The sequence below is a fragment of the Streptomyces sp. NPDC041129 genome (genome assembly GCF_055592265.1).
Map to the genome: position 1 here is coordinate 451,593 of NZ_JBVIYV010000002.1, position 24,508 is coordinate 476,100.

22 protein-coding genes are annotated in these 24,508 nt (G+C 72.0%); 13 read left to right on the forward strand and 9 right to left on the reverse strand.

The window, feature by feature from the left end; all coding sequences use genetic code 11:
* Nucleotides 1–125: 125 nt before the first annotated feature.
* Complete coding sequence (locus ACZ6B1_RS10295) at nucleotides 126–563, reverse strand: gamma-glutamylcyclotransferase family protein (protein ID WP_468776700.1); 438 nt, start codon at nucleotides 561–563, stop codon at nucleotides 126–128.
* A gap of 95 nt (nucleotides 564–658) precedes the next feature.
* Between ACZ6B1_RS10295 and ACZ6B1_RS10300 the strand changes: the two genes are divergently transcribed.
* Together ACZ6B1_RS10300 and ACZ6B1_RS10305 are read left to right on the forward strand one after the other, a co-directional pair.
* Nucleotides 659–2,107 (forward strand): NAD(P)H-quinone dehydrogenase, encoded by a 1,449-nt coding sequence (locus ACZ6B1_RS10300; RefSeq protein ID WP_468776702.1) that lies wholly within the window; start codon nucleotides 659–661, stop codon nucleotides 2,105–2,107.
* 168 nt (nucleotides 2,108–2,275) lie between these two features.
* A complete protein-coding gene (locus tag ACZ6B1_RS10305) occupies nucleotides 2,276–3,223 on the forward strand; it encodes a DeoR/GlpR family DNA-binding transcription regulator (protein ID WP_468776703.1) in 948 nt (315 codons plus the stop codon).
* 251 nt (nucleotides 3,224–3,474) lie between these two features.
* On the opposite strand, the gene ACZ6B1_RS10310 is transcribed toward ACZ6B1_RS10305, so the two are convergent.
* The gene (locus ACZ6B1_RS10310; protein WP_468776705.1) at nucleotides 3,475–5,247 is read right to left on the reverse strand and encodes an acetyl/propionyl/methylcrotonyl-CoA carboxylase subunit alpha; all 1,773 of its coding nucleotides are present in this window, start codon (nucleotides 5,245–5,247) and stop codon (nucleotides 3,475–3,477) included.
* Nucleotides 5,248–5,628: 381 nt separating this feature from the next.
* Between ACZ6B1_RS10310 and ACZ6B1_RS10315 the strand changes: the two genes are divergently transcribed.
* Nucleotides 5,629–6,201, forward strand: a complete 573-nt coding sequence (locus tag ACZ6B1_RS10315; protein ID WP_468776706.1) for a hypothetical protein — start codon at nucleotides 5,629–5,631, stop codon at nucleotides 6,199–6,201.
* Here the strand turns inward: ACZ6B1_RS10315 and ACZ6B1_RS10320 are convergent.
* The 4 genes from ACZ6B1_RS10320 to ACZ6B1_RS10335 all read right to left on the reverse strand — a co-directional run bounded on the left by ACZ6B1_RS10320 (nucleotide 6,173) and on the right by ACZ6B1_RS10335 (nucleotide 8,904).
* Entirely contained in the window at nucleotides 6,173–6,790 is a 618-nt protein-coding gene (locus tag ACZ6B1_RS10320; RefSeq protein ID WP_468776708.1) for a Maf family protein, read from the reverse strand. The two genes, ACZ6B1_RS10315 and ACZ6B1_RS10320, sit on opposite strands and share 29 nt — an antisense overlap.
* 40 nt (nucleotides 6,791–6,830) lie before the next feature.
* Nucleotides 6,831–6,959, reverse strand: a complete 129-nt coding sequence (gene mmpB / locus ACZ6B1_RS10325; protein ID WP_268894155.1) for a morphogenic membrane protein MmpB — start codon at nucleotides 6,957–6,959, stop codon at nucleotides 6,831–6,833.
* A gap of 72 nt (nucleotides 6,960–7,031) precedes the next feature.
* Nucleotides 7,032–7,241, reverse strand: coding sequence for an acyl-CoA carboxylase epsilon subunit (locus ACZ6B1_RS10330; protein WP_468776710.1), 210 nt, complete (start codon nucleotides 7,239–7,241; stop codon nucleotides 7,032–7,034).
* A gap of 67 nt (nucleotides 7,242–7,308) precedes the next feature.
* Nucleotides 7,309–8,904, reverse strand: coding sequence for an acyl-CoA carboxylase subunit beta (locus ACZ6B1_RS10335; protein WP_468776712.1), 1,596 nt, complete (start codon nucleotides 8,902–8,904; stop codon nucleotides 7,309–7,311).
* 111 nt (nucleotides 8,905–9,015) lie between these two features.
* Here ACZ6B1_RS10335 and ACZ6B1_RS10340 point away from each other — a divergent pair, with 111 nt between their 5' ends.
* The gene (locus ACZ6B1_RS10340) at nucleotides 9,016–9,876 is read left to right on the forward strand and encodes a biotin--[acetyl-CoA-carboxylase] ligase (protein WP_468776713.1); all 861 of its coding nucleotides are present in this window, start codon (nucleotides 9,016–9,018) and stop codon (nucleotides 9,874–9,876) included.
* Between the two features lie 440 nt (nucleotides 9,877–10,316).
* Nucleotides 10,317–11,435, forward strand: coding sequence for an adenylate/guanylate cyclase domain-containing protein (locus ACZ6B1_RS10345; RefSeq protein WP_468776715.1), 1,119 nt, complete (start codon nucleotides 10,317–10,319; stop codon nucleotides 11,433–11,435).
* On the opposite strand, the gene ACZ6B1_RS10350 is transcribed toward ACZ6B1_RS10345, so the two are convergent.
* Entirely contained in the window at nucleotides 11,426–12,049 is a 624-nt protein-coding gene (locus ACZ6B1_RS10350; protein ID WP_468776717.1) for a hypothetical protein, read from the reverse strand. The genes ACZ6B1_RS10345 and ACZ6B1_RS10350 overlap by 10 nt on opposite strands.
* 186 nt (nucleotides 12,050–12,235) lie before the next feature.
* On the opposite strand from ACZ6B1_RS10350, the gene ACZ6B1_RS10355 reads away from it, so the two are divergent.
* The 4 genes from ACZ6B1_RS10355 to ACZ6B1_RS10370 all read left to right on the forward strand — a co-directional run bounded on the left by ACZ6B1_RS10355 (nucleotide 12,236) and on the right by ACZ6B1_RS10370 (nucleotide 18,828).
* The gene (locus tag ACZ6B1_RS10355) at nucleotides 12,236–13,030 is read left to right on the forward strand and encodes an enoyl-CoA hydratase/isomerase family protein (protein ID WP_468776718.1); all 795 of its coding nucleotides are present in this window, start codon (nucleotides 12,236–12,238) and stop codon (nucleotides 13,028–13,030) included.
* Between the two features lie 254 nt (nucleotides 13,031–13,284).
* A complete protein-coding gene (locus ACZ6B1_RS10360) occupies nucleotides 13,285–14,427 on the forward strand; it encodes a GGDEF domain-containing protein (protein WP_468776720.1) in 1,143 nt (380 codons plus the stop codon).
* Between the two features lie 96 nt (nucleotides 14,428–14,523).
* The gene (gene hutH, locus ACZ6B1_RS10365) at nucleotides 14,524–16,062 is read left to right on the forward strand and encodes a histidine ammonia-lyase (RefSeq protein WP_468777475.1); all 1,539 of its coding nucleotides are present in this window, start codon (nucleotides 14,524–14,526) and stop codon (nucleotides 16,060–16,062) included.
* Nucleotides 16,063–16,188: 126 nt separating this feature from the next.
* Nucleotides 16,189–18,828 (forward strand): serine/threonine-protein kinase, encoded by a 2,640-nt coding sequence (locus tag ACZ6B1_RS10370; protein WP_468776722.1) that lies wholly within the window; start codon nucleotides 16,189–16,191, stop codon nucleotides 18,826–18,828.
* Nucleotides 18,829–18,965: 137 nt separating this feature from the next.
* Here ACZ6B1_RS10370 and ACZ6B1_RS10375 read toward each other — a convergent pair whose 3' ends face one another.
* A complete protein-coding gene (locus ACZ6B1_RS10375; protein ID WP_468776723.1) occupies nucleotides 18,966–19,736 on the reverse strand; it encodes a hypothetical protein in 771 nt (256 codons plus the stop codon).
* Nucleotides 19,737–19,778: 42 nt separating this feature from the next.
* Nucleotides 19,779–20,096 carry an LAETG motif-containing sortase-dependent surface protein gene (locus ACZ6B1_RS10380; RefSeq protein ID WP_468776725.1) on the reverse strand — a complete coding sequence of 106 codons (318 nt, stop codon included), beginning with the start codon at nucleotides 20,094–20,096 and terminating at the stop codon, nucleotides 19,779–19,781.
* Between the two features lie 109 nt (nucleotides 20,097–20,205).
* On the opposite strand from ACZ6B1_RS10380, the gene ACZ6B1_RS10385 reads away from it, so the two are divergent.
* The 4 genes from ACZ6B1_RS10385 to ACZ6B1_RS10400 all read left to right on the forward strand — a co-directional run bounded on the left by ACZ6B1_RS10385 (nucleotide 20,206) and on the right by ACZ6B1_RS10400 (nucleotide 24,384).
* Nucleotides 20,206–20,553: a hypothetical protein gene (locus ACZ6B1_RS10385; protein ID WP_468776726.1), complete on the forward strand. Its 348-nt coding sequence runs from the start codon at nucleotides 20,206–20,208 to the stop codon at nucleotides 20,551–20,553.
* A gap of 219 nt (nucleotides 20,554–20,772) precedes the next feature.
* Entirely contained in the window at nucleotides 20,773–22,020 is a 1,248-nt protein-coding gene (locus ACZ6B1_RS10390) for a L,D-transpeptidase (protein WP_468776728.1), read from the forward strand.
* Nucleotides 22,021–22,174: 154 nt separating this feature from the next.
* Nucleotides 22,175–23,629 (forward strand): ABC transporter permease, encoded by a 1,455-nt coding sequence (locus ACZ6B1_RS10395; protein WP_468776729.1) that lies wholly within the window; start codon nucleotides 22,175–22,177, stop codon nucleotides 23,627–23,629.
* A 71-nt stretch (nucleotides 23,630–23,700) separates the two neighbouring features.
* On the forward strand, nucleotides 23,701–24,384 hold the full coding sequence (locus ACZ6B1_RS10400; protein ID WP_468776731.1) for an ABC transporter ATP-binding protein: 684 nt from the start codon (nucleotides 23,701–23,703) through the stop codon (nucleotides 24,382–24,384).
* Nucleotides 24,385–24,508: the final 124 nt, after the last annotated feature.

Sequence of the window (24,508 nt, forward strand, 5' to 3'; positions counted from 1 at the left end):
CCGACGAGGGTAGCCGGTTCTCGCCTACGCGCGTAGATGACGAAGCCAACGGGATGGCGATCGTTGTCTTGTCGTTTCCAACGAGACGCGGTCCCGTCCGGGGGACGCCGGGTGCCCGGCTGCCGCTAGCACGGCCGCTTGCGCAGCTCCATCACGTAGTCGTGGGGCGCGCCCGCCGACTCCGCCGCGTCCGCGACCTCGCCCAGGTAGCGGGCCGAGGGCAGCCCGCCCTCGTAGCCGTTGAGGGCGTACACCCAGGCCGGTTCCTCGCCTTCCAGGGTGTGCACGCGTACCCGGACGCGGCGGTAGATCCCCAGGCCCACGCCCTCCCACCGGTCGAGGGACTCCTCGTCCATCGGTGCGATGTCGTACAGGCCGACGAAGACCTGGGCCCCCGGCTCCTCGACGATCATCGCCAGCGCCCCCTCCCAGCCGAGCTGCTCACCGCCGAAGGTGAGCCGCCAGCCGTTCAGCCAGCCCACGGCGCGCTGCGGGGAGTGCGGGGCGCGGCGGGACATCAGCCGGGCGTCGAGGTTGCCGGCGTACGCGGCATAGAGCGACATGCACGAAGAGTACGGCAGGCGAAATTCCCGCCCCACGCGTACCGGAGGCCCCGGCGGCCGCCCCGGGGCGGTCGCACCTTGAAGCGTGCGGGACAATGGGGTACGTGACTCGGATCGTGATCATCGGTGGCGGACCCGGCGGATATGAAGCGGCCCTGGTGGCCGCCCAGCTCGGCGCGGAGGTGACCGTCGTGGACTGCGACGGTCTGGGCGGAGCGTCGGTGCTGACCGACTGCGTGCCGTCGAAGACCCTTATCGCTACGGCCGAGGTGATGACCACCTTCGACTCCTCCTACGAGGAGCTGGGCATCATCGTCGCCGACGACACCCCGCCGCTGGAGCAGGCGGCCCGGGTGGTCGGCGTGGACCTCGGCAAGGTCAACCGCCGGGTGAAGCGCCTCGCGCTCGCCCAGTCCCACGACATCACCGCGTCCGTCACCCGGGCCGGCGCCCGGGTCATGCGCGGCCGCGGCCGGCTCGACGGCATGCAGGCCCTGGACGGTTCCCGCAAGGTCGTCGTCACCGCCGCCGACGGCACCGAGGAGACCCTCACCGCCGACGCCGTCCTCATCGCCACCGGCGGCCACCCGCGCGAGCTGCCCGACGCCCGGCCCGACGGCGAGCGCATCCTCAACTGGACGCAGGTCTACGACCTCTCCGAGCTGCCGGAAGAACTGATCGTGGTCGGCTCCGGCGTCACCGGCGCCGAGTTCGCCGGCGCCTACCAGGCGCTGGGGTCCAAGGTCACCCTGGTCTCCTCCCGTGACCGGGTGCTGCCGGGCGAGGACCCGGACGCCGCCGCGGTCCTGGAGGACGTCTTCCGCCGCCGCGGCATGAACGTCATGGCCCGCTCCCGCGCGCAGTCCGCCAAGCGCGTCGGCGACCGGGTCGAGGTGACGCTGGCCGACGGCCGGGTCATCACCGGCTCGCACTGCCTCATGGCCGTCGGTGCCATCCCCAACAGCGCGGGCCTGGGTCTGGAGGAGGCCGGCGTCAGGCTGCGCGACTCCGGGCACATCTGGACCGACAAGGTGTCGCGGACCACCGCCCCGGGCGTGTACGCGGCCGGTGACGTCACGGGCGTCTTCGCCCTCGCGTCGGTCGCGGCGATGCAGGGACGCATCGCCATGTACCACTTCCTCGGCGACGCGGTGGCCCCGCTGAACCTGAAGACGGTCTCCTCCAACGTCTTCACCGACCCCGAGATCGCCACCGTCGGCTACAGCCAGGCGGACGTGGACGCGGGCAAGATCGACGCCCGGGTGGTGAAGCTCCCCCTGCTGCGCAACCCGCGCGCCAAGATGCAGGGCATCCGGGACGGCTTCGTCAAGATCTTCTGCCGGCCGGGCACCGGGATCGTCGTCGGCGGTGTCGTCGTCGCGCCGCGCGCCTCGGAACTGATCCACCCCATCTCGATCGCCGTCGACAACAATCTGACGGTCGAGCAGATCGCGAACGCCTTCACGGTGTACCCCTCGCTTTCGGGGTCGATCGCGGAGGTGGCACGGCAGTTGCACACGCGCAAGGCGGGCATCGAGGCCTGACCCTGCGGAGGCCGACTTCCCGCTGGTCACGGGGAGTTGTCGAGCATGCGTGCGGCATAGGCGGGCGGACTAGGCCTTATATCACCTCCCGCCCTACCGTGCGAACAACTTCTGTTATTCGGCGCAAACTGCTGAAACCAGACGGTCGTTGGGGTTACTGTCAGTTTCGTGTTCGCTGCAGAACGTCGCCAATTGATTCTCGAAATGGTGCGAGCGAACGGAGCGGTGTCGCTCCGTGAACTCGCCCGCGTCGTCCAGACCTCCGAAGTGACCGTACGGCGGGACGTGCGTGCACTGGAGGCAGAAGGACTCCTCGACCGCCGGCACGGCGGTGCGGTACTGCCGGGCGGGTTCACGCGGGAGTCCGGCTTTCCGCAGAAGTCCCATCTCGCGACCGCGGAGAAGACGGCCATCGCCGATCTCGCCGCCGGCCTCGTCGAAGAGGGTGAGGCCATCGTGGTCGGGGCGGGCACCACCACGCAGGAGCTGGCGCGCCGGCTCGCGCGGGTGCCCGGGCTGACCGTCGTCACCAACTCCCTGCTGGTGGCACAGGCGCTGGCCCATGCCAACCGGGTGGAGGTCGTGATGACCGGCGGCACCCTGCGCGGCTCCAACTACGCCCTGGTCGGGTCCGGCGCGGAACAGTCCCTCCAGGGGCTCAGGGTCTCCAGGGCCTTCCTGTCCGGGAGCGGGCTCACCGCGGAGCGCGGGCTGTCCACGTCCAACATGCTCTCGGCGTCCGTCGACCGGGCACTGGTGCAGGCCGCCGCCGAGGTCGTGGTCCTCGCCGACCACACCAAGCTGGGCACCGACACGATGTTCCAGACGGTGCCGACCGACGTCATCACCCGCCTGGTCACCGACGAGCCGCCCGGGCACGACGACCGCGCCGGCACGGAGCTGCAGGCCCTCGCCGACCAGGGCGTGCAGATCGCCGTGGCGGGGGCGGGGGGAAACCCGGTGGGTGAACCCATGCCCGCGGCCCGGCAGCAGAGGTCCTCCTCGCTGCCGGGGCCCCGTCGGGGGCAGGTAGCCGGGGGCGCGCTGCGGGGCATGCTCGGGGACCAGCCGGCCGGGGCCGAGCGGGGTCGCGTCGCCGACCTGCGCAGGCGCTGAGGGCCTTCGCGCGGGCGCTGAGCGGCCGTCACAGGGGCACTAAGGGGTCTCCATGGATGCCTGAGGGGACGGCACGGGGGTGATGAGGGCCTCCATGGGCGCCGGGGCCGCCGGTTGGCCGTAGGGCCTGGGGCCGCCGCGCCGGCAGGACGGCCGCCCGGACCCGTGTGCGCGGAGCGGCCCGTGGAAACCGGACGCCCGGCGGCCCCTGTCGGGCGCCACCGGGCGTCGGTGTTCGGGAATGCCTGCCGTCAGTCCTTGATCTCGCAGATCGCGGCGCCGGACGTGACCGACGCGCCGACCTCGAAGTTCAGGCCCTTGATGGTGCCGGACCGGTGGGCGTTGAGCGGCTGCTCCATCTTCATGGCCTCCAGGACGACGACCAGGTCGCCCTCCTTGACCTCCTGGCCCTCCTCCACGGCGACCTTCACGATGGTGCCCTGCATCGGGGAGGCGAGGGTGTCACCGGAGGCCGCCGGGCCGGACTTCTTGGCCGCGCGGCGCTTCGGCTTGGCACCGGCGGCGAGGCCGGTGCGGGCCAGCGACATGCCCAGCGAGGACGGCAGGGAGACCTCGAGGCGCTTGCCGCCGACCTCGACGACGACCGTCTCGCGGCCCGTCTCCTCCTCCGCCTCCAGGTTGGCGGGGGCGGCGAAGGGCTTGATCTCGTTGACGAACTCGGTCTCGATCCAGCGGGTGTGGACCGTGAACGCGTCGTCGGAGCCGGTCAGTTCGGGGGCGAACGCCGGGTCCCTGACCACCACGCGGTGGAACGGGATGGCGGTCGCCATGCCCTCGACCTGGAACTCGTCCAGCGCCCGGGCGGCCCGCTCCAGGGCCTCCTTGCGCGTGCGGCCGGTGACGATCAGCTTGGCGAGCAGGGAGTCCCAGGCCGGGCCGATCACACTGCCGGCCTCCACACCCGCGTCCAGCCGGACACCGGGACCGGCCGGCGCCTCGAAGCGGGTGACCGTGCCGGGGGCGGGCAGGAAGTTGCGGCCCGGGTCCTCGCCGTTGATCCGGAACTCGAACGAGTGTCCGCGCAGCGCGGGGTCGTCGTAACCCAGCTCCTCGCCGTCGGCGATGCGGAACATCTCGCGGACCAGGTCGATGCCGGCGACCTCCTCGGTCACCGGGTGCTCCACCTGGAGGCGGGTGTTGACCTCGAGGAAGGAGATCGTGCCGTCCTGGCCGACCAGGAACTCACAGGTGCCGGCGCCCTCGTAGCCGGCCTCCTTCAGGATGGCCTTCGAGGCGCGGTACAGCTCGGCGACCTGCTCCTCGGAGAGGAACGGCGCCGGGGCCTCCTCGACCAGCTTCTGGTGCCGGCGCTGCAGCGAGCAGTCACGGGTGGAGACGACGACCACGTTGCCGTGCTTGTCGGCCAGGCACTGGGTCTCCACGTGGCGCGGACGGTCCAGGTAGCGCTCCACGAAGCACTCGCCGCGACCGAAGGCGGCGACCGCCTCGCGCACCGCGGAGTCGTACAGCTCCGGGACCTCCTCGAGAGTCCTGGCCACCTTCAGACCGCGGCCACCGCCGCCGAAGGCGGCCTTGATGGCGATCGGCAGGCCGTGCTGCTCGGCGAAGGCGACGACCTCGTCCGCGCCGGAGACGGGGTCGGGCGTACCGGCGACCAGCGGGGCACCGGCGCGCTGGGCGATGTGCCGGGCGGCGACCTTGTCACCCAGGTCGCGGATCGCCTGCGGCGGCGGTCCGATCCAGATCAGGCCCGCGTCCAGCACGGCCTGCGCGAACTCGGCGTTCTCCGAGAGGAAGCCGTAGCCCGGATGGATGGCGTCGGCCCCCGACTCCCGGGCGGCGTTGAGCACCTTCTCGATGTCCAGATAGCTGGTGGCCGGAGTGTCACCGCCCAGAGCGAACGCCTCATCCGCGGCGCGGACATGCAGAGCGTCCCGGTCCGGGTCGGCGTAGACGGCCACGCTCGCGATCCCGGAGTCCCGGCAGGCCCGGGCCACGCGGACAGCGATTTCGCCACGGTTGGCGATGAGCACCTTGCGCACGATTGAGGCTCCCTCCTTGAAACAAGCCGAGTTTAGGGACTGCCGACACGGCTCATCGACCCGTTCCCAATGGTGAGCTTGCCCACACAGAGCGTGATCCGAGGCCCGCTCGACCCGCGAAAGCCCATGTCGCACCTGGGGTACGGCAGGCCTCCTCCGGGCAACCCTAGCCCCGACATGTGGTCAAGGTCTCTGTGAGAGGGTGCCGCGCCCCACTCTGTTTCTTTGTCGAGTCCCTACGAATGGCCCAATGATTCTTTGCCGGTGGCCGAACCCTTGTCCCAGGGTTTACCCGTTAGTAGCGTTCGCGGTGACGCGAACGTACCCGGAGTAACCGGGTTTTGGCTGGAGAGTGGGTGGGGGCCGGTGGTGCGCAGACCGGTGGCATGGGTCGTGGCGATCGTCCTCTTGGGCGAGGCGTTCGTCATCGGGGCGCTGAACTGGTTCCTCGGGATGGTCGTCGAACGCCAGAAGATGTCGCTGGCCGGACTCGACCCGGACGTCATGTCGGCGTCCTCGAAGATCGGCGGCCTGGTCTTCGGCCTCTACTTCGCCCTGTGCGCCCTAGTGGCCCTGCTGGTGGCGATACGCGACCGGGCGCCCGCCGGCTTCGGACGGGTGCTGCTGATCAGCGTGGCGGTCGTGCACGGCCTGCTGGGGGCGTTCACGCTGAGCCTGATGGGCTGGCCGTCCTTCGTGTTCATGGTGGTGATGCTCGGCCTGGTCGTCCTGCTCCTGGTGAGCTACGACCGGGACGGAGGCCCGGAGCAGGGCGTGTCCGGAGGCGCCCCCGGGGCCGGCGGTGACCCGAGGGCCGAGGACGAGCCGGCCGCCGGGCACCCGGAGGCCGCGGGCGCGGCGCACGCCGGTACGGGCGAGCGGCGGGACGGGGACGCGGAGCCGCGGGACTCCGTCCCCGCCCAGGTCAGTCAGCCGGTGCCCACAACTCCGTGATGCCGACGCCCAGTTCGGCCAGCAGCCGGCGAACGAGGGGCAGGCTGATGCCGATCACGTTGCCGTGGTCGCCGTCGATGCCCTCGATGAACGGCGCCGAACGGCCGTCCAGGGTGAACGCCCCGGCGACGTAGAGAGGTTCGCCGGAGGCGACGTACGCGGCGATCTCCTCGTCCGAGGGCTCGCCGAAGCGCACGACGGTGGAGGCGGTCGCGGAGACGTGGCGGTTCGCCGTCGTGTCCCAGACACAGTGCCCGGTCTGCAGGGTTCCGGCCCGCCCGCGCATGGCCTTCCAGCGGGCGGTGGCCTCCTCGGCGTCGGCGGGCTTGCCGAGCGCCTGCCCGTCCAGTTCCAGCACCGAGTCGCAGCCGATCACCAGGGCGCCCAGCACCTCCGGCTTCGCCGCCACCACCGAGGCCTTCGCCTCGGCCAGGGCGAGCGCCAGCTCCGCCGGGGTGGGCGCGGTGACGGCGTCCTCGTCGACCCCGCTCACGATCACCTCGGGTGCGAGGCCCGCCTGGCGCAGCAGGCCGAGCCGGGCGGGGGACTGGGAGGCGAGCACGAGTCGCCTGCGTGGCTTGGCAGTCATGCGGCCAGGTTAGGCCCTCTCGCGCGGATCGGGCGCCGCGCTACCGAAGGCCGATCACGATCATCCCCAGCACCATCGCCAGAGCCAGGACGAGTCCGAGCCGCCGCAGCATCTCCTGCGTGTCGCGCAGTTCTTCGGGCGGCTCGTTCTCGGGGTCTGACCACAGCATTCTTCCAGCGTGCGGGTGGCTTCGGGCCGGGCGCCTGAGTACCCGTACTCAAGTTGGCGCCCGGCCCGGTGCTCAGCTCGGCCAGTAGGTGCGGGTCCAGGACGCCGGGCCCGGCTGGGGGAGGCGCGCCGACGCGATGCGGGCCGGGTCCGACCAGGAGTCCCTCGTCCCGGGCGCGCCGGGAGGCGCCGCGGCGGCCACCGCGGCGCGGGCCCGGACCACCGCCAGGGCGGCGGCGAGCTCCTCGGGGGTCGGGTTGCCTCGTACGACCTTGATGTTCATGACCGCTCCAGGGGTCCGCGGGGCGGGGGCCCGTCCGCCGTGGTCCGCCGGACGGGCCCCACAGGTCCTACAGGGGGATGTTGCCGTGCTTCTTCGGAGGCAGGGATTCCCGCTTCGTGCGCAGTTGACGCAGGCCGCGGACGATGTGGGAGCGGGTGTCGGAAGGCATGATCACCGCGTCGATGTAGCCCCGCTCGGCCGCCACGTAGGGGTTGAGGAGGGCGTCCTCGTACTCCTGGATGAGGCGGGCGCGGACCGCTTCGGTGTCGTCTCCCGCCTCGGCGATGGTGCGGCGGTGCAGGATGTTGACGGCCCCCTGGGCGCCCATGACGGCGATCTGGGCGGTCGGCCAGGCCAGGTTGAGGTCGGCGCCCAGGTGCTTGGAGCCCATGACGTCGTAGGCGCCGCCGAAGGCCTTGCGGGTGATGACGGTGATCAGCGGGACCGTCGCCTCGGCGTAGGCGAAGATCAGCTTGGCGCCGCGCCGGATGATGCCGGTGTGCTCCTGGTCGACGCCCGGCAGGAAGCCCGGCACGTCGACGAAGGTGAGCACGGGGACGTTGAAGGCGTCGCAGGTCCGCACGAAGCGGGCGGCCTTCTCCGAGGCGTCGATGTCCAGGCAGCCGGCGAACTGCATCGGCTGGTTGGCGACGATGCCCACCGGGTGGCCCTCGACCCGCCCGAAGCCGGTGACGATGTTCGGCGCGAACAGCGCCTGCGTCTCGAAGAACTCGGCGTCGTCCAGGACGTGTTCGATCACCGTGCGGATGTCGTACGGCTGGTTCGCGCTGTCCGGGACCAGGGTGTCCAGCTCCAGGTCCTCGGCGCCCACGGTGAGGTCCGCCTCCTCCGCGAAGACCGGGGCCTCGCTGAGGTTGTTGGACGGCAGGTACGACAGCAGCTGCTTGACGTACTCGATGGCGTCCTTCTCGTCCCCGGCCATGTGGTGGGCCACACCGGAGGCGGAGTTGTGGGTGCGGGCGCCGCCCAGCTCCTCGAAGCCGACGTCCTCACCGGTGACGGTCTTGATCACGTCCGGGCCGGTGATGAACATGTGCGAGGTCTGGTCGACCATGACCGTGAAGTCGGTGATCGCCGGCGAGTACACCGCGCCACCCGCGCACGGGCCGACGACCAGGCTGATCTGCGGGATCACCCCGGACGCGTGGGTGTTGCGGCGGAAGATCTCACCGTAGGCGCCGAGGGAGGCCACGCCTTCCTGGATGCGCGCGCCACCGGAGTCGTTGATGCCGATGACCGGGCAGCCGGTCTTCAGCGCGAAGTCCATCACCTTGACGATCTTCTGGCCGTAGACCTCGCCGAGCGCACCGCCGAAGACGGTGAAGTCCTGGGAGAACACCGCGACCGGGCGGCCGTCGACCGTGCCGTAGCCGGTCACGACGCCGTCGCCGTACGGGCGGTTCTTCTCCAGCCCGAAGTTGGTGGAACGGTGGCGCGCGAACTCGTCGAGTTCCACGAAGGAACCCTCGTCGAGGAGGAGTTCGATGCGCTCACGCGCCGTCAGCTTGCCCTTGGCGTGCTGCTTCTCGACGGCGCGCTCCGAGCCGGCATGCGTCGCCTCGTGGATGCGGCGCTGCAGATCCGCGAGTTTGCCCGCGGTCGTGTGGATGTCGATCTCTTGGCGCTCTTCCGGCTCGGACATCGGGATCGCGGCTCCCTGCCTGCTCAAAAGGGGGGACGGTTACTCATCCGTAGCGTAGTGGTGCCGCTGCGCATCAGCAGTGCGGCGTTTCCCACACCTAGGGTGACTTGCATGACGCCGCACAATGCATCAGACGACAACCGCTGGTCCGATCTGGACCGTCCGCCCCTGAACGCCGCGGCGCTGCGGCACGGCCTGGTCCGGGAGGGCGGGCTGTGGTCGGAGGTGGCGCTGGTCCAGCGGACCGGATCCACCAACTCCGACCTGGTGGACAGGGCCGCGGCCGGCCGGGCGGACGAGGGCGCGGTGCTGGTCGCCGAGGAGCAGACGGCCGGGCGGGGCCGGCTGGACCGGCAGTGGACCGCGCCGCCGCGGTCCGGCCTGTTCTTCTCGGTGCTGCTCAAGCCGGCCGAGGTGCCGGTGGCCCGCTGGGGATGGCTGCCGCTGCTCACCGGTGTCGCGGTGGCGACGGGGCTGTCCCGCGCGGCCGGCGTGGACACGGCACTCAAGTGGCCCAACGACCTGCTGGTGACCGTCGGCGGCGAGGAGCGCAAGACCGGCGGCATCCTCGCGGAACGGGCCGGGGACGACGGGGTCGTCATCGGCGTGGGCATCAACGTCAGTCTCCGGGAGCGGGAACTGCCGGTGCCGCAGGCGGGGTCGCTGGCACTGGCGGGGGCGGTCAGCACGGACCGGGATCCGCTGCTGCGGGGCGTGCTGCGGTCGCTGGAGGACTGGTACGGGCGGTGGCGCTCGGCGGGGGGTGACCCCGCCGTCAGCGGACTGCAGGAGACCTACGCGGCGGGGTGCGCGACGCTGGGGCGCACGGTCCGGGCGGAACTCCCCGGAGACCGCTCCGTGGTGGGAGAGGCGATCGCGATCGACGGCGACGGCCGCCTGGTCATCGCCACGGAGTCGGGCGTACGGGAGCCGGTGGGCGCGGGCGACATCGTCCATCTGCGACCCGCCTAGGCGGTAGGGCGCGGTGCCGGCAGCGCCCTGAAGGGGCGCGGGGAACCGCGCGAACGGCCCTCACGGGCCCGCGGCCGGGGACGACGGGATGCCGGCCCGGTGCCGAGGCTGGCCGGGGGGGCCCGCGCTCGCGGGGAGCCGCTGTGCCCACCCGTGCCGCCCTCGGCGGCCCGCATGTCCCCGGTCGGGCAGGAGCGCGGGGAACCACGCGAACGGGCCCCACGGGCCTGCGGCCGGGGGTGACGGGTGGTGTCCTGGGTGTGGTCCGGTGGCGGAGGGCTCGGGGGCGGCGGCCCCTGAGACGGACGGCGGCGAGAGGCGCCGGCCGGCCGGTGCCGGGAGGGGGACCCGGCCCAACCCGACGGAGTGAGCTGGCGCACACCTGCCGTAGAGTTGAGGCCGGTCGTACCTGACCGTGGCAGATCGGAAGGGCAGCAGGCGTGACCGTCGACGACACGGGCTCCGGCGCGGACGCGCGGGTGGATCCCCACGCCGCCGACCCCGGCGATGATCCGCTCGCCCTGCGCCTCGAGCAGCTCATTCTCGGCGCCGAGCGGCGCTACACCCCGTTCCAGGCGGCCCGCAGCGCCGGTGTCTCCATGGAGCTGGCGTCACGCTTCTGGCGGGCCATGGGCTTCGCCGACATCGGGCAGGCCAAGGCGCTCACCGAGGCCGACGTGCTGGCCCTGCGGCGGCTCGCCGGTCTGGTCGAGGCGGGGCTGCTGAGCGAGGCCATGGCGGTGCAGGTGGCCCGGTCCACGGGGCAGACCACCGCCCGGTTGGCCGAATGGCAGATCGATTCCTTTCTGGAGGGCCTGACCGAGCCGCCCGAGCCGGGCATGACCCGCACCGAGGTCACCTACCCGATCGTCGAGCTGCTGCTGCCCGAGCTCGAGGAGTTCCTGGTCTACGTGTGGCGGCGGCAGCTCGCCGCCTCGGCCGGCCGGGTCGTGCAGACCGGCGACGACGAGGAGATGGTCGACCGGCGGCTCGCCGTCGCCTTCGCCGACCTGGTCGGGTTCACCCGGCTGACCCGGCGGATGGAGGAGGAGGAGCTCGGCGAGCTGGTCGAGGCCTTCGAGACCACGGCCGCCGACCTGGTGGCGGCGCGCGGCGGGCGGCTCATCAAGACCCTCGGCGACGAGGTGCTCTACGTCGCCGACGACGCCGGTACGGCCGCGGACATCGCACTGCGGCTGGTCGAGACGATGGCCAACGACGAGACGATGCCGGAGCTGCGCGTCGGCATGGCGTTCGGCACGGTCACCACGCGCATGGGCGATGTCTTCGGCACGACCGTCAACCTCGCCTCCCGGCTGACCTCCATAGCCCCCCGCGACGCCGTGCTGGTGGACAGCGCCTTCGCCGAGGAGCTGATCCGCACCAAGGAGGCACCCGCCTCGGAGGCGGAGGCCGCCGAGGCCGCGGCCGCCGCGGAGAAGGAGGGCGAGGAACCGCCTTCGTACCGCTTCGCGCTCCAGCCGATGTGGCAGCGCCCGGTGCGTGGGCTCGGTGTGGTCGAGCCATGGCTGCTCGGCCACCGCGACGGTCAGTCCTGACCGCCGCCCAGCACGTCCACGCAGAGGCCGATCACCGGTAGGCACAGCCCGTCGTCCCAGGTGGGCGGGGCCGTCGGGCCGCGGGTCGGGGTGGGCGCGGGCGCGGGTGCGGTCCGGGTCGGCGTGGGGGCCGCGGGTGAGGAGTGCGGTGGGCTCGTGGCCGGGTCGGTGCGCTCTGGGGCGGTGGCCGGTGCGCCGGTGCCGCCCGGGAGCGGGACGCGGGTTGCCGAGGGGCCGGTTGCCGCCCCGTCCGTCTCCGCCGGGGCCGTCGGGGCCGCGCTGACCCCGCCCATGGCCGAGGTGGCGGAGGGCCGGGTCGTGCGGGCGGTGCCGATGGTGGCGGCCGTGTCGGTGGAGCGGGCGGTGGTGCCGCCGCTCGGGCCGGGACGGGGCTCGGCCTGCGCCGTGTCCGGAGCGCCGACACCGGACTCCGGTGCGGCGCGGACCAGGCTGAGGACCCCGGCGGCCAGCGCCATACCCCCCGCGGCGAGCAGCACCTTGCGGGGGCGGGGCTTGCGGTGCCGGCCACGGCGGCCGGAAAGCGCGACGGTCTCCGCGGCGTCGGTCCGCTGATTCGTTTCCCCGGTACCGGACTGGGCGCTTCTCGGTCTCATGAGGTCCCCTCCCCACCGTGGCGCGGAGCGCACGTTATGCGCTCTCGTGGGCGGTGTGGGGCGAGACAGCCGGGATGTCACTCGAACGGGTGTAGGGCGTCGATGGAGGCGGCTCTTTCCCGGGGCGGGGTACGGCTGCGATGATCGGGCCGACAGTGAGTTAACCCGCGTTAACCGGAGGGTGTCATGGGCGAGGAGCGGTACGGGGAGTTCGTGCTGGTGCGGCGGCACGGGCACGTGGCGGAGCTGGTGCTGGACCGGCCCAAGGCCATGAACGCCGTCTCGACGGAGATGGCCCGCTCCCTCGCGGGCGCGTGCACGGCGCTCGCCGCCGACCGGGAGGCGCGGGTGGTGGTGCTGACCTCCTCGCACGAGCGCGCGTTCTGCGTCGGGGCCGATCTGAAGGAGCGGAACTCCTTCGGCGACGCCGACCTGGTGAAGCAGCGGCCGGTGGCGCGCGGGGCGTACACCGGCGTGCTGGAGCTGCCGATGCCGACGATCGCGGCGGTGCACGGCTTCGCGCTGGGCGGCGGGTTCGAGCTGGCGCTGTCCTGCGACCTGATCGTGGCCGACCCGACGGCGGTCGTGGGGCTGCCGGAGGTGTCGGTGGGCGTGATCCCGGGCGGCGGCGGTACGCAGTTGCTGCCGCGGCGGGTCGGGGCGGCCCGGGCGGCCGAGCTGATCTTCACTGCACGGCGGCTGGACGCGGCGGAGGCCGCCGGTCTCGGCCTGGTGGACCAGTTGGTGGAGGAGGGCCGGGACCGCGAGGAGGCGCTGGCGCTGGCGGCGCGGATCGCCGGAAACTCGCCCGTGGGGCTGCGGGCCGCCAAACGGGCGCTGCGACTGGGGCACGGGCTGGATCTGCGGGCCGGTCTCGAGGTCGAGGACGCGGCATGGCGGTCGGTGGCGTTCTCCGGGGACCGGGCGGAGGGCGTGGCGGCCTTCAACGAGAAGCGCGAGCCGCAGTGGCCGGGGGAGTGAGGGCGCGGGGCACCGCCCGGAAGCCCCCGCCGGGAGCGCCCCGGGAGTGATTCCGGCCAGGGGCAGCCTGGAAGTGGTTCGGCCAGGTGCGGCCGGAAGGGATTCCGGCCACGTGCAGCCCGGAAGGGGTTGCGCCCCGGGCCCTGCCGGGGCCTGGATTTCCGCCCCGGTCAGGCCGGGCCGGACCGCCACGTCGAGTCGGCGACGGTCTCTTGATGTTCCTGTTCATCCCATTTTCTTCCTAATCTGGGGCAATGGGTGAGGACAAGCGGCTGGCCGCAGTGGTGGCGCTGGCTCAGGGGATGGCCGCGGCGCGCGCGCCGATGGAGTCGTGGCGCGCCGCAGCGCTCGGCGCGTGCTGGGCGCTGGACGGCAACTTCGCCGCGCTGTCGGTGTGGGAGCGGGACCTGGGCCGGCTGCGGGTGCTGGTGAACGTGGGGGAGCGCCGCCCGGACGAGGAGGAGTTCCCGGAGGCCGAGACCTATCCGGTGCACCAGTTCCCGGAGATCACCGAGTTCCTGCACGAGCGCTGGGTGGGCGGGGGCGGCCCGAACGCCTGGGTGGAGACCGCCGAGGGCACGGCCGCCGGCGACCGCGGCTACTTCCATCAGCGGGTGGCCGCGCTGCGCCGCCGCGGCCGGGGCTGCTGTGTGGTCGCCCCCGTCGTGCTGCACGGCCGGGCGTGGGGTGAGCTGTACGTGGCCCGGGCGGTCAGCGTGCCCGTGTTCGGGCCCCCGGACGCCGACTTCGCCACCGTGCTGGCCGCGGTCGTCGCCGCCGGGCTGGCCCAGACCGAACGGCTGGAGGAGGCCCGCCGGCTGGCGTTCACCGATGCCCTCACCGGTCTCGCCAACCGGCGTGCCGTGGACGTGCGGCTGGAGGAGGCCGTCGAGCGGCACCGCACGCGGGGCGTGGTCGTCAGCCTCGTCGTCTGCGACCTCAACGGGCTCAAGCGGGTCAACGACACCCTCGGGCACGCCGTCGGCGACCGGCTGCTGGAACGGTTCGGCTCGGTGCTCTCGCTGTGCGGGGCGATGGTGCCGGGCGCGCTCGCCGCGCGGCTCGGCGGCGACGAGTTCTGTCTGCTGGTGGCGGGCCCGCCCGCGGACGACGTGGTCAAGGCGGCGGACGAGCTGTGCCGGCGGGCCGGGGAGCTGGAACTGGGCGAGGGGGTGGCCTGCGGCGTCGCCTCGACCGAGGATCCGATCGGGCCGGTGCACGACGCCCGGCGGCTCTTCCGGCTGGCCGACGCCGCGCAGTACCGGGCCAAGGCGCTGGGCGCGGACCGGCCGGTGGTGGCGGGCCGGGAGGGTCCGGACGACCCCGTCGTACGCCTCGCCGACGAGCCCTCGCCGGAACGGGCCGAACGGCGCCGCTTCCGGGGCCGGCTGCCCTGAGGGTGAGTGAGGTGAAGCACACGGGGCGGTAAGGGGTGCTCCCGCGCCCCACTAGTGACACCAACGCATTCAATGCGTACGCTCCTGAATATGGATATGCACACTGTGGTGGTGGGGACGTCCGGTGTCACGACGTCCGACGTTCTCGCCGTGGCGCGTGGCGGTGCCCGCATCGAGCTGTCGGCCGAGGCCGTGGCGGCCCTCGCGGCGGCCCGGGAGATCGTGGACGCCCTGGCGGCCAAGCCCGACCCGGTCTACGGCGTCTCCACGGGTTTCGGAGCCCTGGCGACCCGGCACATCAGCCAGGAACTGCGCGCCCAGCTACAGCGCAACATCGTCCGCTCGCACGCCGCCGGCATGGGCCCGCGGGTCGAGCGCGAGGTCGTACGCGCCCTGATGTTCCTGCGGCTGAAGACCGTCTGCTCCGGACACACCGGGGTCCGGCCCGAGGTCGCGCAGACCATGGCCGACGTGCTCAACGCCGGGATCACCCCGGTCGTGCACGAGTACGGCTCCCTGGGCTGCTCCGGCGACCTCGCCCCGCTCTCCCACTGCGCCCTGACCCTGATGGGCGAGGGGGACGCGGAAGGCCCCGACGGCGTGGTCCGGCCCGCCGGTGAACTGCTCGCCGAGCACGGGATCGCACCCGTCGAGCTGCGCGAGAAGGAGGGGCTCGCCCTCCTCAACGGCACCGACGGCATGCTCGGCATGCTGGTCATGGCCCTCGCCGACCTCGACACCCTGTACAAGTCCGCCGACGTCACCGCCGCCCTCAGCATGGAGGCGCTGCTCGGCACGGACAAGGTGCTCGCCCCCGAGCTGCACGCCATCCGCCCGCACCCGGGCCAGGGCGCCTCCGCCGCCAACATGCTGGCCGTGCTCAAGGGCTCCCAGCTCACCGGCCACCACCAGGACGACGCCCCGCGCGTCCAGGACGCCTACTCGGTGCGCTGCGCCCCGCAGGTCGCCGGCGCCGGCCGCGACACCCTCGCCCACGCCCGGCTCGTCGCCGAGCGCGAGCTGGCCTCCGCCGTGGACAACCCGGTGGTGCTGCCCGACGGGCGGGTCGAGTCCAACGGCAACTTCCACGGCGCGCCCGTCGCCTACGTCCTGGACTTCCTCGCCATCGCGGCGGCCGACCTCGGCTCCATCGCCGAGCGCCGCACCGACCGGCTGCTGGACAAGAACCGCAGCCACGGCCTGCCGCCGTTCCTCGCCGACGACGCCGGCGTCGACTCCGGCCTGATGATCGCCCAGTACACGCAGGCCGCACTGGTCAGCGAGATGAAGCGGCTGGCCGTGCCGGCCTCCGCGGACTCGATCCCGTCCTCCGCGATGCAGGAGGACCACGTCTCGATGGGCTGGTCGGCCGCGCGCAAGCTGCGCACCGCCGTCGGCAACCTCGCCCGGATCATCGCCGTCGAGCTGTACGCGGCCACCCGCGCCATCGAGCTGCGCGAGGGACTGAGCCCGGCGCCCGCCTCCCGCGCGGTGATCGACGCCGTGCGCGCCGCGGGCGTGCAGGGTCCGGGCCCGGACCGCTTCCTGGCCCCCGACCTGGCCGCCGCCGACGCCTTCGTCCGCGGCGGGCGTCTGGTCGCCGCCGCCGAGTCCGTGACGGGGCCGCTGGCCTGAACTCCGCCCGGTGGGGGTGCCGTCGGCCGGCACCCCCACCGGGCGGGCGCACTCCGGGCGCCGCTCGTCTCCCCCGTCCGGCAGCCGCGGGGCTAGCCTGTTCCTCCGGCGAAGGGGGAGACGGCTGTGCTGCACGTGCCGCTGCATCGGGATTTCCGTTACATCCACGAGCCGTTACCCGTCGGAGACACGTCGATCCCGGTTCTCGGCCACGAGGAACTCGTCGGCCTGCTGCGTGAGCGGCTGGCGTACTCCCACGGCGGCACCTTCCTGATCACCGGATTCCGCGGGGTCGGCAAGACCACCCTCGTCCTGCGCGCCCTCACCGAGGCGCTCTCCCCTCCCACCGAGGGCGGACCCGGCGGACGGCGTCCCGGCCACGACGCCCTGCTGACCGTGCACCTGAGCGTCGCCCGCCGGATGGAGCCGGACCAGTTGCTCTTCGCCCTGGTCCGCCGGATCTTCGAGACCCTGGACGACCAGGGACTCTTCCAGCGGCTTCCGCCCGAGATCCAGGAATCGCTGCTGCTCGCCTACACCCGGACCTCCCTGTCCTTCACCCAGACCCAGTCGGAGGGCAGCGAGCGCGGCGGCACGCTGGGCGTGGGCTTCCAGCGCGGTCCGCTCGCCGCCGCCGCGCCCACGCTGAGCATGACGGGCAAGCGGACGAGGTCCCGCACCACCGAGGCCGCGTTCCTCGCGTACTCGGAGACCGACGTCGAGCACGACCTGGTGCGCATCATCCAGTTGCTCAGCGGCCGGGACGGCCGTCCCGGCCGGCGCGGTCTGCTGCGCCGCCCCAGGCCCCGGCTGCGCATCCATCCGGTCGTCGTCCTCGACGAGGTCGACAAGCTGACCGACGACGGCGACGACGCGATCGCCGACCTGGAGAAACTGCTCGGCTCGCTCAAGAACGTGCTCACCGCGCGCGGCGCCCACTTCATTCTGGTGGCGGGCCCCGACCTGAACGACCGGGCCCTCACGGACGCGGACCGGGGCAACGGCCTGTACGAGAGCGTCTTCGCCTGGCGGATGTACGTGCCGTGCCTGTGGGCGGCGCCGGAGCGCCTGGTCACCGAGCTGACCGGACGGGCGCGGGCGGAACTGGGCCTGACGCCGATGCCGGCGCCGGTCCCGGCCCCCGCCGGGGAGCCGCACGACACCCTGGACCTGACCGGAAGCGAGGGCGAGGCCCTCCGGCTGGGCATGCTGGTCTCCTACCTGCGGTTCAAGTCCAGGGGAGTCCCGCGCCGCCTGCTCCAGGAGCTGAACTCCCTTGTGATGTGGGACGGCACGGGACGTCCCTCGGTGCACCTGGGCCCCGACGACTGGCAGCGGGTGCTGTTCTACAGCCGCCTGGACGCGATCGTCTCGGAGGCCGTCTCCTCGACCGCGACGAGCCTGATGGCCCCGGTCCCGATCGACGACGACCGCTGGCGGCTGGGCGGCTACCACGTGACCGACTGGGCGCTGCGCAGCCGCGGCCGGGTGTTCACGGCGGAGGACGTGACCGGCCGCGGGCAACTCGACCCGCTGCTGCGGCTGGACACCCCCACGGTCGAACGTCTGCTGCGCCATCTCGCCCGGCGCCGCGTTCTCGAGGTGGTGAGCGAGCCGGGCCGTCCGGACGCCACCGTGTACGGGAACCCGGGGGACGTCGGTGTCGCCCGTTACCGGCTCACCGACGCCTATTCCGGTCAGGTGGCGGGCCTGGCCCGGCACAACGAGAACGAGCGCGCGGAGCTGCGGCTGCCGGCGCCCTCGCTGCCCGGCATCGACACCGGCGGCAGCGGCAGCGACAGAACCGGCGACGGCAGGATCGACGCCGACACCACGACGGTGCTGCGCGGGGACCGCGGGTCCGCGGCCGAGCCGGTGGCGGCGGCCCGGTCCTCGCTCACGATGTCGGGCAGGCTGCCCCCGATCGCCCGCCTGGCCGACCGCTACGAGGTGCACAACATGATCGGCTCCGGTGGCATGGGCGCGGTCTACCGCGGCCGTGACCTGCGCACCGGGGAGGGCGTGGCGATCAAGCTGATGCACGGGCACCTGGCGGAGGACGACCTCTGGCTGGCACGCTTCCGCCGCGAGGGCGAGATCGGCCTGCGGGTGCGGCATCTCAACATCGTGCGGACCATCGCGGCGGTCGAGTCGCCGGAACCGGCGCTGGTGATGGAACTGATCGAGGGTCCCTCACTCGCCGAACTCCTGGAGGAGCACGGCACCCTCACCGTCGCGGAGGTCATCCGCATGGGCAGGAGCCTGGGCGAGGCGCTCGCGTACCTGCACTCCCTCCACATGTCCCGGGTGGACCTCAAGCCGTCGAACATCATCTCCCACCCCGTCCGGGGCAGCGTGATCATCGATCTCGGCATCGCGCGGGCGGCGGAGAACACCCGCCTGACCCGGGCCGGGGACGTGGTCGGCACACCCGCCTACATGGCCCCCGAGCAGGTGCGGTCGGCCCGCGAGGCGGACATCAGGTCCGACCTGTACTCGCTGGGTACGGTCATGTACCAGGCAATCGCGGGACGTCCGCTGCACGAGGGCGCCAACGTGGTGGAGATCGCCTTCGCCATCCTGCGCAACCCGGTCTCCGTCGACGATCTCCCGGTCTCCGCCGAGCTGCGCGGGGTGCTGGAGACCTGTCTCGCCCGCGACCCCGCGGACCGCTATCAGGAGCCCGCCGCCTTCCTGAGCGCCCTGGAGGCCACGCCGGAGGCCCAGGATCCGTCCGCGCCGCCCCGGCGGCCCCCGAGTTCCTAGGTCGTGTCCGCAAAGCGACGCCCGCCCTGCGGGCGAACGACGCGACTTCGCTGACACGACCTGGCTGCGGCGGGGCCTCCCGGAGCGCCGCTCCGGGAGGCCGGGTCCGCCAGCCGCCTCCGTCCGGAGACGGGCCGTCACTTCAGCTTGGCCGCCTGGGCCTTGACGACCGGTGCCGAGACCGCGTACGGCTTCTTGGACATCATCGCGCCGATGTTGATCGTGGAGTACGTCGCGAGGGTGTTGCCGTGCCGCACGACCTCGCCGTGCAGCGGCATGTCGCCCTCGTCGGAGCTGTCGTTGGTCGCCGTGAAGGCCACCGACTCGTCACCGGTGCCCGAGGACTTCTCCTCGGCGACCTTGGTGAACTTCCCCTTCTCGCCGTCCTGCTCACCGGCGAAGCCGCCCGCGCACGCCTTCACCGCGTCCGAGACCGACTTCAGGGCCTTCTCGGCGCCGTCACCGTCGTACGAGGCCAGGGTGACCACGGTGACGTCCAGGTCCATGGACTTGTCGAGCGCGTCCTCGAACTTGCCGTCGGCCAGGTCGTCCAGGGACGTGGCGTCGTCCGTGGGGTCCTTCTTGTCCTCCGTGGCCATGCGGCTGGCCTGGGCCGCCGGCTCGCCGGGCGCGATGGCGGTCAGGGCCCGCAGCAGCGGGTCGCACCGGGTGTCCTCCGCCTTGACCTTGCTCTTGTCGGGGAGGCCGCCCTTGACGGATCCGACCTTGAATCCCGGCACCTCGCCCTTGGCGATGACCAGGTCCTTCAGTTCGGCGGCGCTCAGCGCCTTCGCCGAGCCGCCCTTGCCGTCCCCGGAACCGCCGTCGGAACAGCCGGTGATGAGGGCGAGCGACAGTGCGCCCACAGCCGCGGTGGCGCACAGCCGCACGCCCGATGATCTCTTCATGAGCGGACTATGAGTGCACTGCCAAAGAATCGTCAAGCGAGATTAAAGTCCGAGGCGTTCCCTGCGTACCGAATACACCACGAACCCGGCGCCCACGGCGAGGAACATGCTGCCGCCGACGACATACGGCGTGGTGTCGAAGCTGCCGGTGTCGGCCAGCTCCGTGGTGTCCGCGGCGTCGGCCGTCGTGGCCTCGCTCACGGCCTTCGCCTGCTGGGTGACCGGTGTCGTCGAGGCCACCTCGGTCGCCGCTCTCGCCGTGTCGTCCTGCGACGCGTTGGCGGACGGGACGAACCACAGGGCGCACAGCAGCGTCCCCGCGGCGGTGGCGGTCAGCAGCGGACGGCGAGCGGATGACACGGAATATCGATCCCCTTGTGACGCTGGCGAATTGGCCGTGTGGGGCGATGTTAGTGAAAGTCGCGGGTCACAGGAAAGTCACGGGGGGTTTCAGTCGTACGCTCCCGCCATGAACACGGAAGAGACATCCAGGTTTGTACGTCTTCGGGTGGAACTGGTCCTCGAGGTGGACGACGAGGACGAGCTGACCAAGGCCGCGCTGCGCCGGCTCGCCGCCGATCCAGAGCTGCCGCAGGACGAACGGTCGCATGCCGAGGGCGCTGTGACGGAAGACACCGCCGAGGCCCTTGCGTATCTGGTGGACCCGTTCGACCTGGTCAGCGAGGTGCCCGGGGTGGAACTCCAGCAGGCGTCCTGGTCCAGCGAACGGGTCGACTACGACCCCGACTCCCCGGACTGGAACGTGGACGAGGATGATGGGGAGGACGACGACGAAGAAGAGGGCGGCATCGGCTGAGCGTCCCGGGGCACTTGTGCACCCCGGACGGCAACCGCCGTCCGGGGCTTTGTCGTCTGAGGGGGCGCACGGACGACTTCAGTACCACCCGGTCACCGGCGGGCGTGGGGAGACCCACACCCGCAGGCCATGTGGAGCGGAACGAATCGACCGTAGCGTGGAAGGTTCCCATGGGGACTCGGGGTTCTCGCGATTTCGGCAACGATGGAGAAGCGTGTGATGACGGACAGTAAGCGGCGCAAGGGCCTGACGGTCGCGTCCGCACTGCTCGGCGGTGTGCTGGCACTCACCGGATGTTCCGGGGGTGACGATGCCAAGGCCTCCGGCAGCGGTGACACCTCGCAGGCCAAGGCCGACGAGGCAGCCGCCAAGAAGTCCTCCGAGGCCCAGATCACGATCACGCCGAAGGACGGCTCGAACAACGCCTCCATCAACAACTCGGCCGCCGTCAAGGTCGCCAAGGGCACCCTCACCGACGTCTCCATGACCACCGAGGACGGCAAGGCCGTGTCCGGCGCGCTGTCCGCCGACAGGACGAGCTGGAAGCCCAGCGCCCAGCTCGAGCGGTCGACCACCTACAAGCTCGCCGCCGAGGCCAAGGACTCCGCGGGCCGCGTGGCCCACGAGAACGCCTCCTTCACCACGGTCTCGCCGACCAACAGCTTCATAGGCAACTTCACGCCGGAGGACGGTTCGACCGTCGGCGTGGGCATGCCGGTGTCGATCAACTTCGACAAGGCGATCACCAACAAGGCCGCCGTGCAGAAGGGGATATCGGTCACCTCCAGCAGCGGCCAGGAGGTCGTGGGGCACTGGTTCAACGCCAACCGCATCGACTTCCGCCCGGAGGCGTACTGGAAGGAGAACTCCACCGTCACGCTGAAGCTCGCGCTCGACGGTGTCGAGGGCGCCTCCGGCGTCTACGGCGTGCAGCAGAAGACGGTCACCTTCCACATCGGCCGCAACCAGGTCTCCTACGTCGACGCGCAGACCAAGAAGATGAAGGTCACGCAGGACGGCAGGACCGTCAAGACCATACCGATCTCCGCCGGTTCGCCGGAGAACAAGACCTACGAGGGCATCATGGTGATGTCCGAGAAGTTCAAGCAGACGCGCATGAACGGCGCGACCGTGGGCTTCACCGACGACGACGGCAAGGGCGAGTACGACATCAAGGACGTGCCGCACGCCATCCGGCTGACCAGCTCCGGCACCTTCCTGCACGGCAACTACTGGGGCGCGAAGTCCATCTTCGGCAGCGTCAACACCAGTCACGGCTGCGTGGGCCTGTCCGACACCAAGGGCGCCAAGGACCCCAGCACCCCCGCCGCGTGGGTCTACGACCACTCCCTCATCGGTGACGTCGTGGTGGTCCGGCACACCGGTGACAAGACCGTCTCCCCGGACAACGGCCTCAACGGCTGGAACCTGGACTGGGCGCAGTGGAAGGCCGGTTCGGCCGTCTGATCCCGCGCTCCCCGCACACCCGCGCCGGTGCCGCCCCTGTCCCAGGGGCGGCACCGGCGTTTGCCGGGCTCCTCCCGGGGTGGGGCACAGCCTTCTCATGGTTCTTTTATGTCGGCCTTATCGAGCCATCACGGTCCGTCCCTAGCTTGCGGGCATGTTCTTCACCTACCTGAGGCGCGAACTGCGCCGCCGTAGAAAGGCGGCCCTCGTCGTCGCCTCCGGTCTCGCGCTCGGCATCGCGCTCGTCATCGTCGTCAACTCGGTGTCCAGCGGCATGGGGAAGGCCCAGGACAAGGTCCTGCAGTCGCTGTACGGACTGGGCACGGACATGACCGTCACCAAGGCCGCGTCGGCGTCCACCGGCGACGCGCAGCGTCCGCGCTTCCGGTTCGACGCGCAGAACGACGGCGACTCCTCGTCCCAGAGCAGCGACCGGGTCATGGTGCAGGGCTTCACCACCCTCGCCTCCTCGACGGTCACCGAGGTCGCGGGCCAGCAGGGGGTCTCCTCGGCCGTCGGCGGGCTCAGCCTCAACGTGGTGAAGGTCGACGGACAGTTCACCCGGGGCCAGTTCCAGCAGAACGGCGGCACCCAGCAGGGCCGTCCCGGCGGCGCCGGCGGCGGGCAGCCGCAGGGCGAGGTCCGCGGCGGCGGCGCCGACTTCGACATCAACCAGTACACCGTCTTCGGCACCGACGTCACCAGGACCGCGCTCGGCCCGCTGACCTCCTCGAAGATCACCAGCGGCCGCACCTTCCGGACCACCGAGACCGACGCCAAGGTGGCCGTGGCCGACTCGGCCTACGCCAAGACGAAGAGGTACAAGGTCGGCTCGACCGTCACGGTCAAGGGCACCAGGTTCAAGGTGATCGGCATCGCCACCGCGAACAGTGGTGACGCGGCGGCCGACCTGTACGTCCCGCTGAAGCGGGCGCAGACCCTCGCCGGCGAGAAGAACAAGGTCACCACGATCTACGTCAAGGCGGCCGACTCCCAGCGGATCGACTCGGTCAAGGGCGCCATCCGGAAGAACGTCCCGGGTACGACCGTCACCACCTCCGCCGACCTGGCCAAGACCGTCTCGGGTTCGCTGTCCACCGCCTCCTCTCTCGCCACCAAGGTCGGCAAGTGGCTGTCGATCGCGGTGCTCGTGGCCGCGTTCCTGGTGGCCGGTCTGCTCACCTCCTCCGCGGTCTCCCGCCGGGTGCGAGAGTTCGGCACGCTGAAGGCCCTGGGCTGGAAGTCCGGCCGGGTGACCCGGCAGGTGGTCGGCGAGGCCTTCGTCAACGGCCTGGTCGGCGGCGCCCTCGGCATCGCGCTCGGCCTGGCGGGCGCCTACGCCGTGACGGCGGTCAGCCCCGTCCTGCAGGCGCAGCTCGGCGGCGGCACGGGCGGCGGCCTCGGCGGCGGGCCCGGCGGTGGTTTCGGCGGCCCCGGGCGGCAGGCGGCCACCAGGACCCTGGAAGTGGCCCTCACGGCCCCGGTCAGCGTCACCACGATCCTCCTGGCGGTGGGCCTCGCGGTGGCGGGCGGCCTGATCGCGGGCGCGTTCGGCGGCTGGCGGGCCTCGCGGCTGCGTCCGGCCGACGCGCTGCGGCGCGTGGAGTAGCGGCCGGCCCCGCACGAAGGCGCGGCGCCCGGCGACGCGCACCAACCGAACGCCCCCTCAGGAGTCCTCCCATGTACGAACTCAGGAACGTCACCAAGCGCTACACGAGAGGCAAGGAGACCGTCCACGCCCTCGCCGGCATAGACCTGACCATCCCCGACGGCGACCGCCTGGTCATCCAGGGACCCACCGGCGGGGGCAAGTCCACCCTCCTGCAGATGCTCGGCGGCCTGGACCGCCCCACCTCCGGAGAGGTGGTCCTGGACGGCACCGACCTGGCCGGGCTCTCCGAGGCCCGGCTGACCCGGGTCCGCAGCGAGAACATCGGCTTCGTCTTCCAGTCCTTCAACCTGATCCCCACCCTCACCGCCCAGGAGAACGTCGAGACCGCCCTGGTCCCGCTCGGGGTGAAGGTGAGGGAGCGGCGCGAACGGGCGGCCGAGGCCCTGCACTCCGTCGGCCTCGGCGAGCGTCTGGCCCACCTGCCCTCGGAGATGTCCGGCGGACAGCAGCAGCGCGTCGCCATCGCCCGCGCCCTCGTCAAGCGGCCCAAGGTGCTGCTCGCCGACGAGCCGACCGGCAACCTCGACGAGGGCATGCGCGACGAGATCATGGACGTGCTCGAACGCCTGTGGAAGGAGCACGGGCTGACCTTCGTCATGGTCACCCACGACTCCTCGATAGCGCGGAAGGCCCCGCGGCTGGCCACCATCCGCAAGGGGAAGATCACCGTCAAGGAGAACGCGGGCTCCTGACCGCCTATAACACCGCGCGCGCTCGCGGGACTGCGCGGTTGTGTAACGGTGTCCCGCCCGGCGCGTAACAGTTCCCGGCGGGGCTCTCCGCCCCCTTCCCCGCTCTTGAGTCGTCTGATCACCC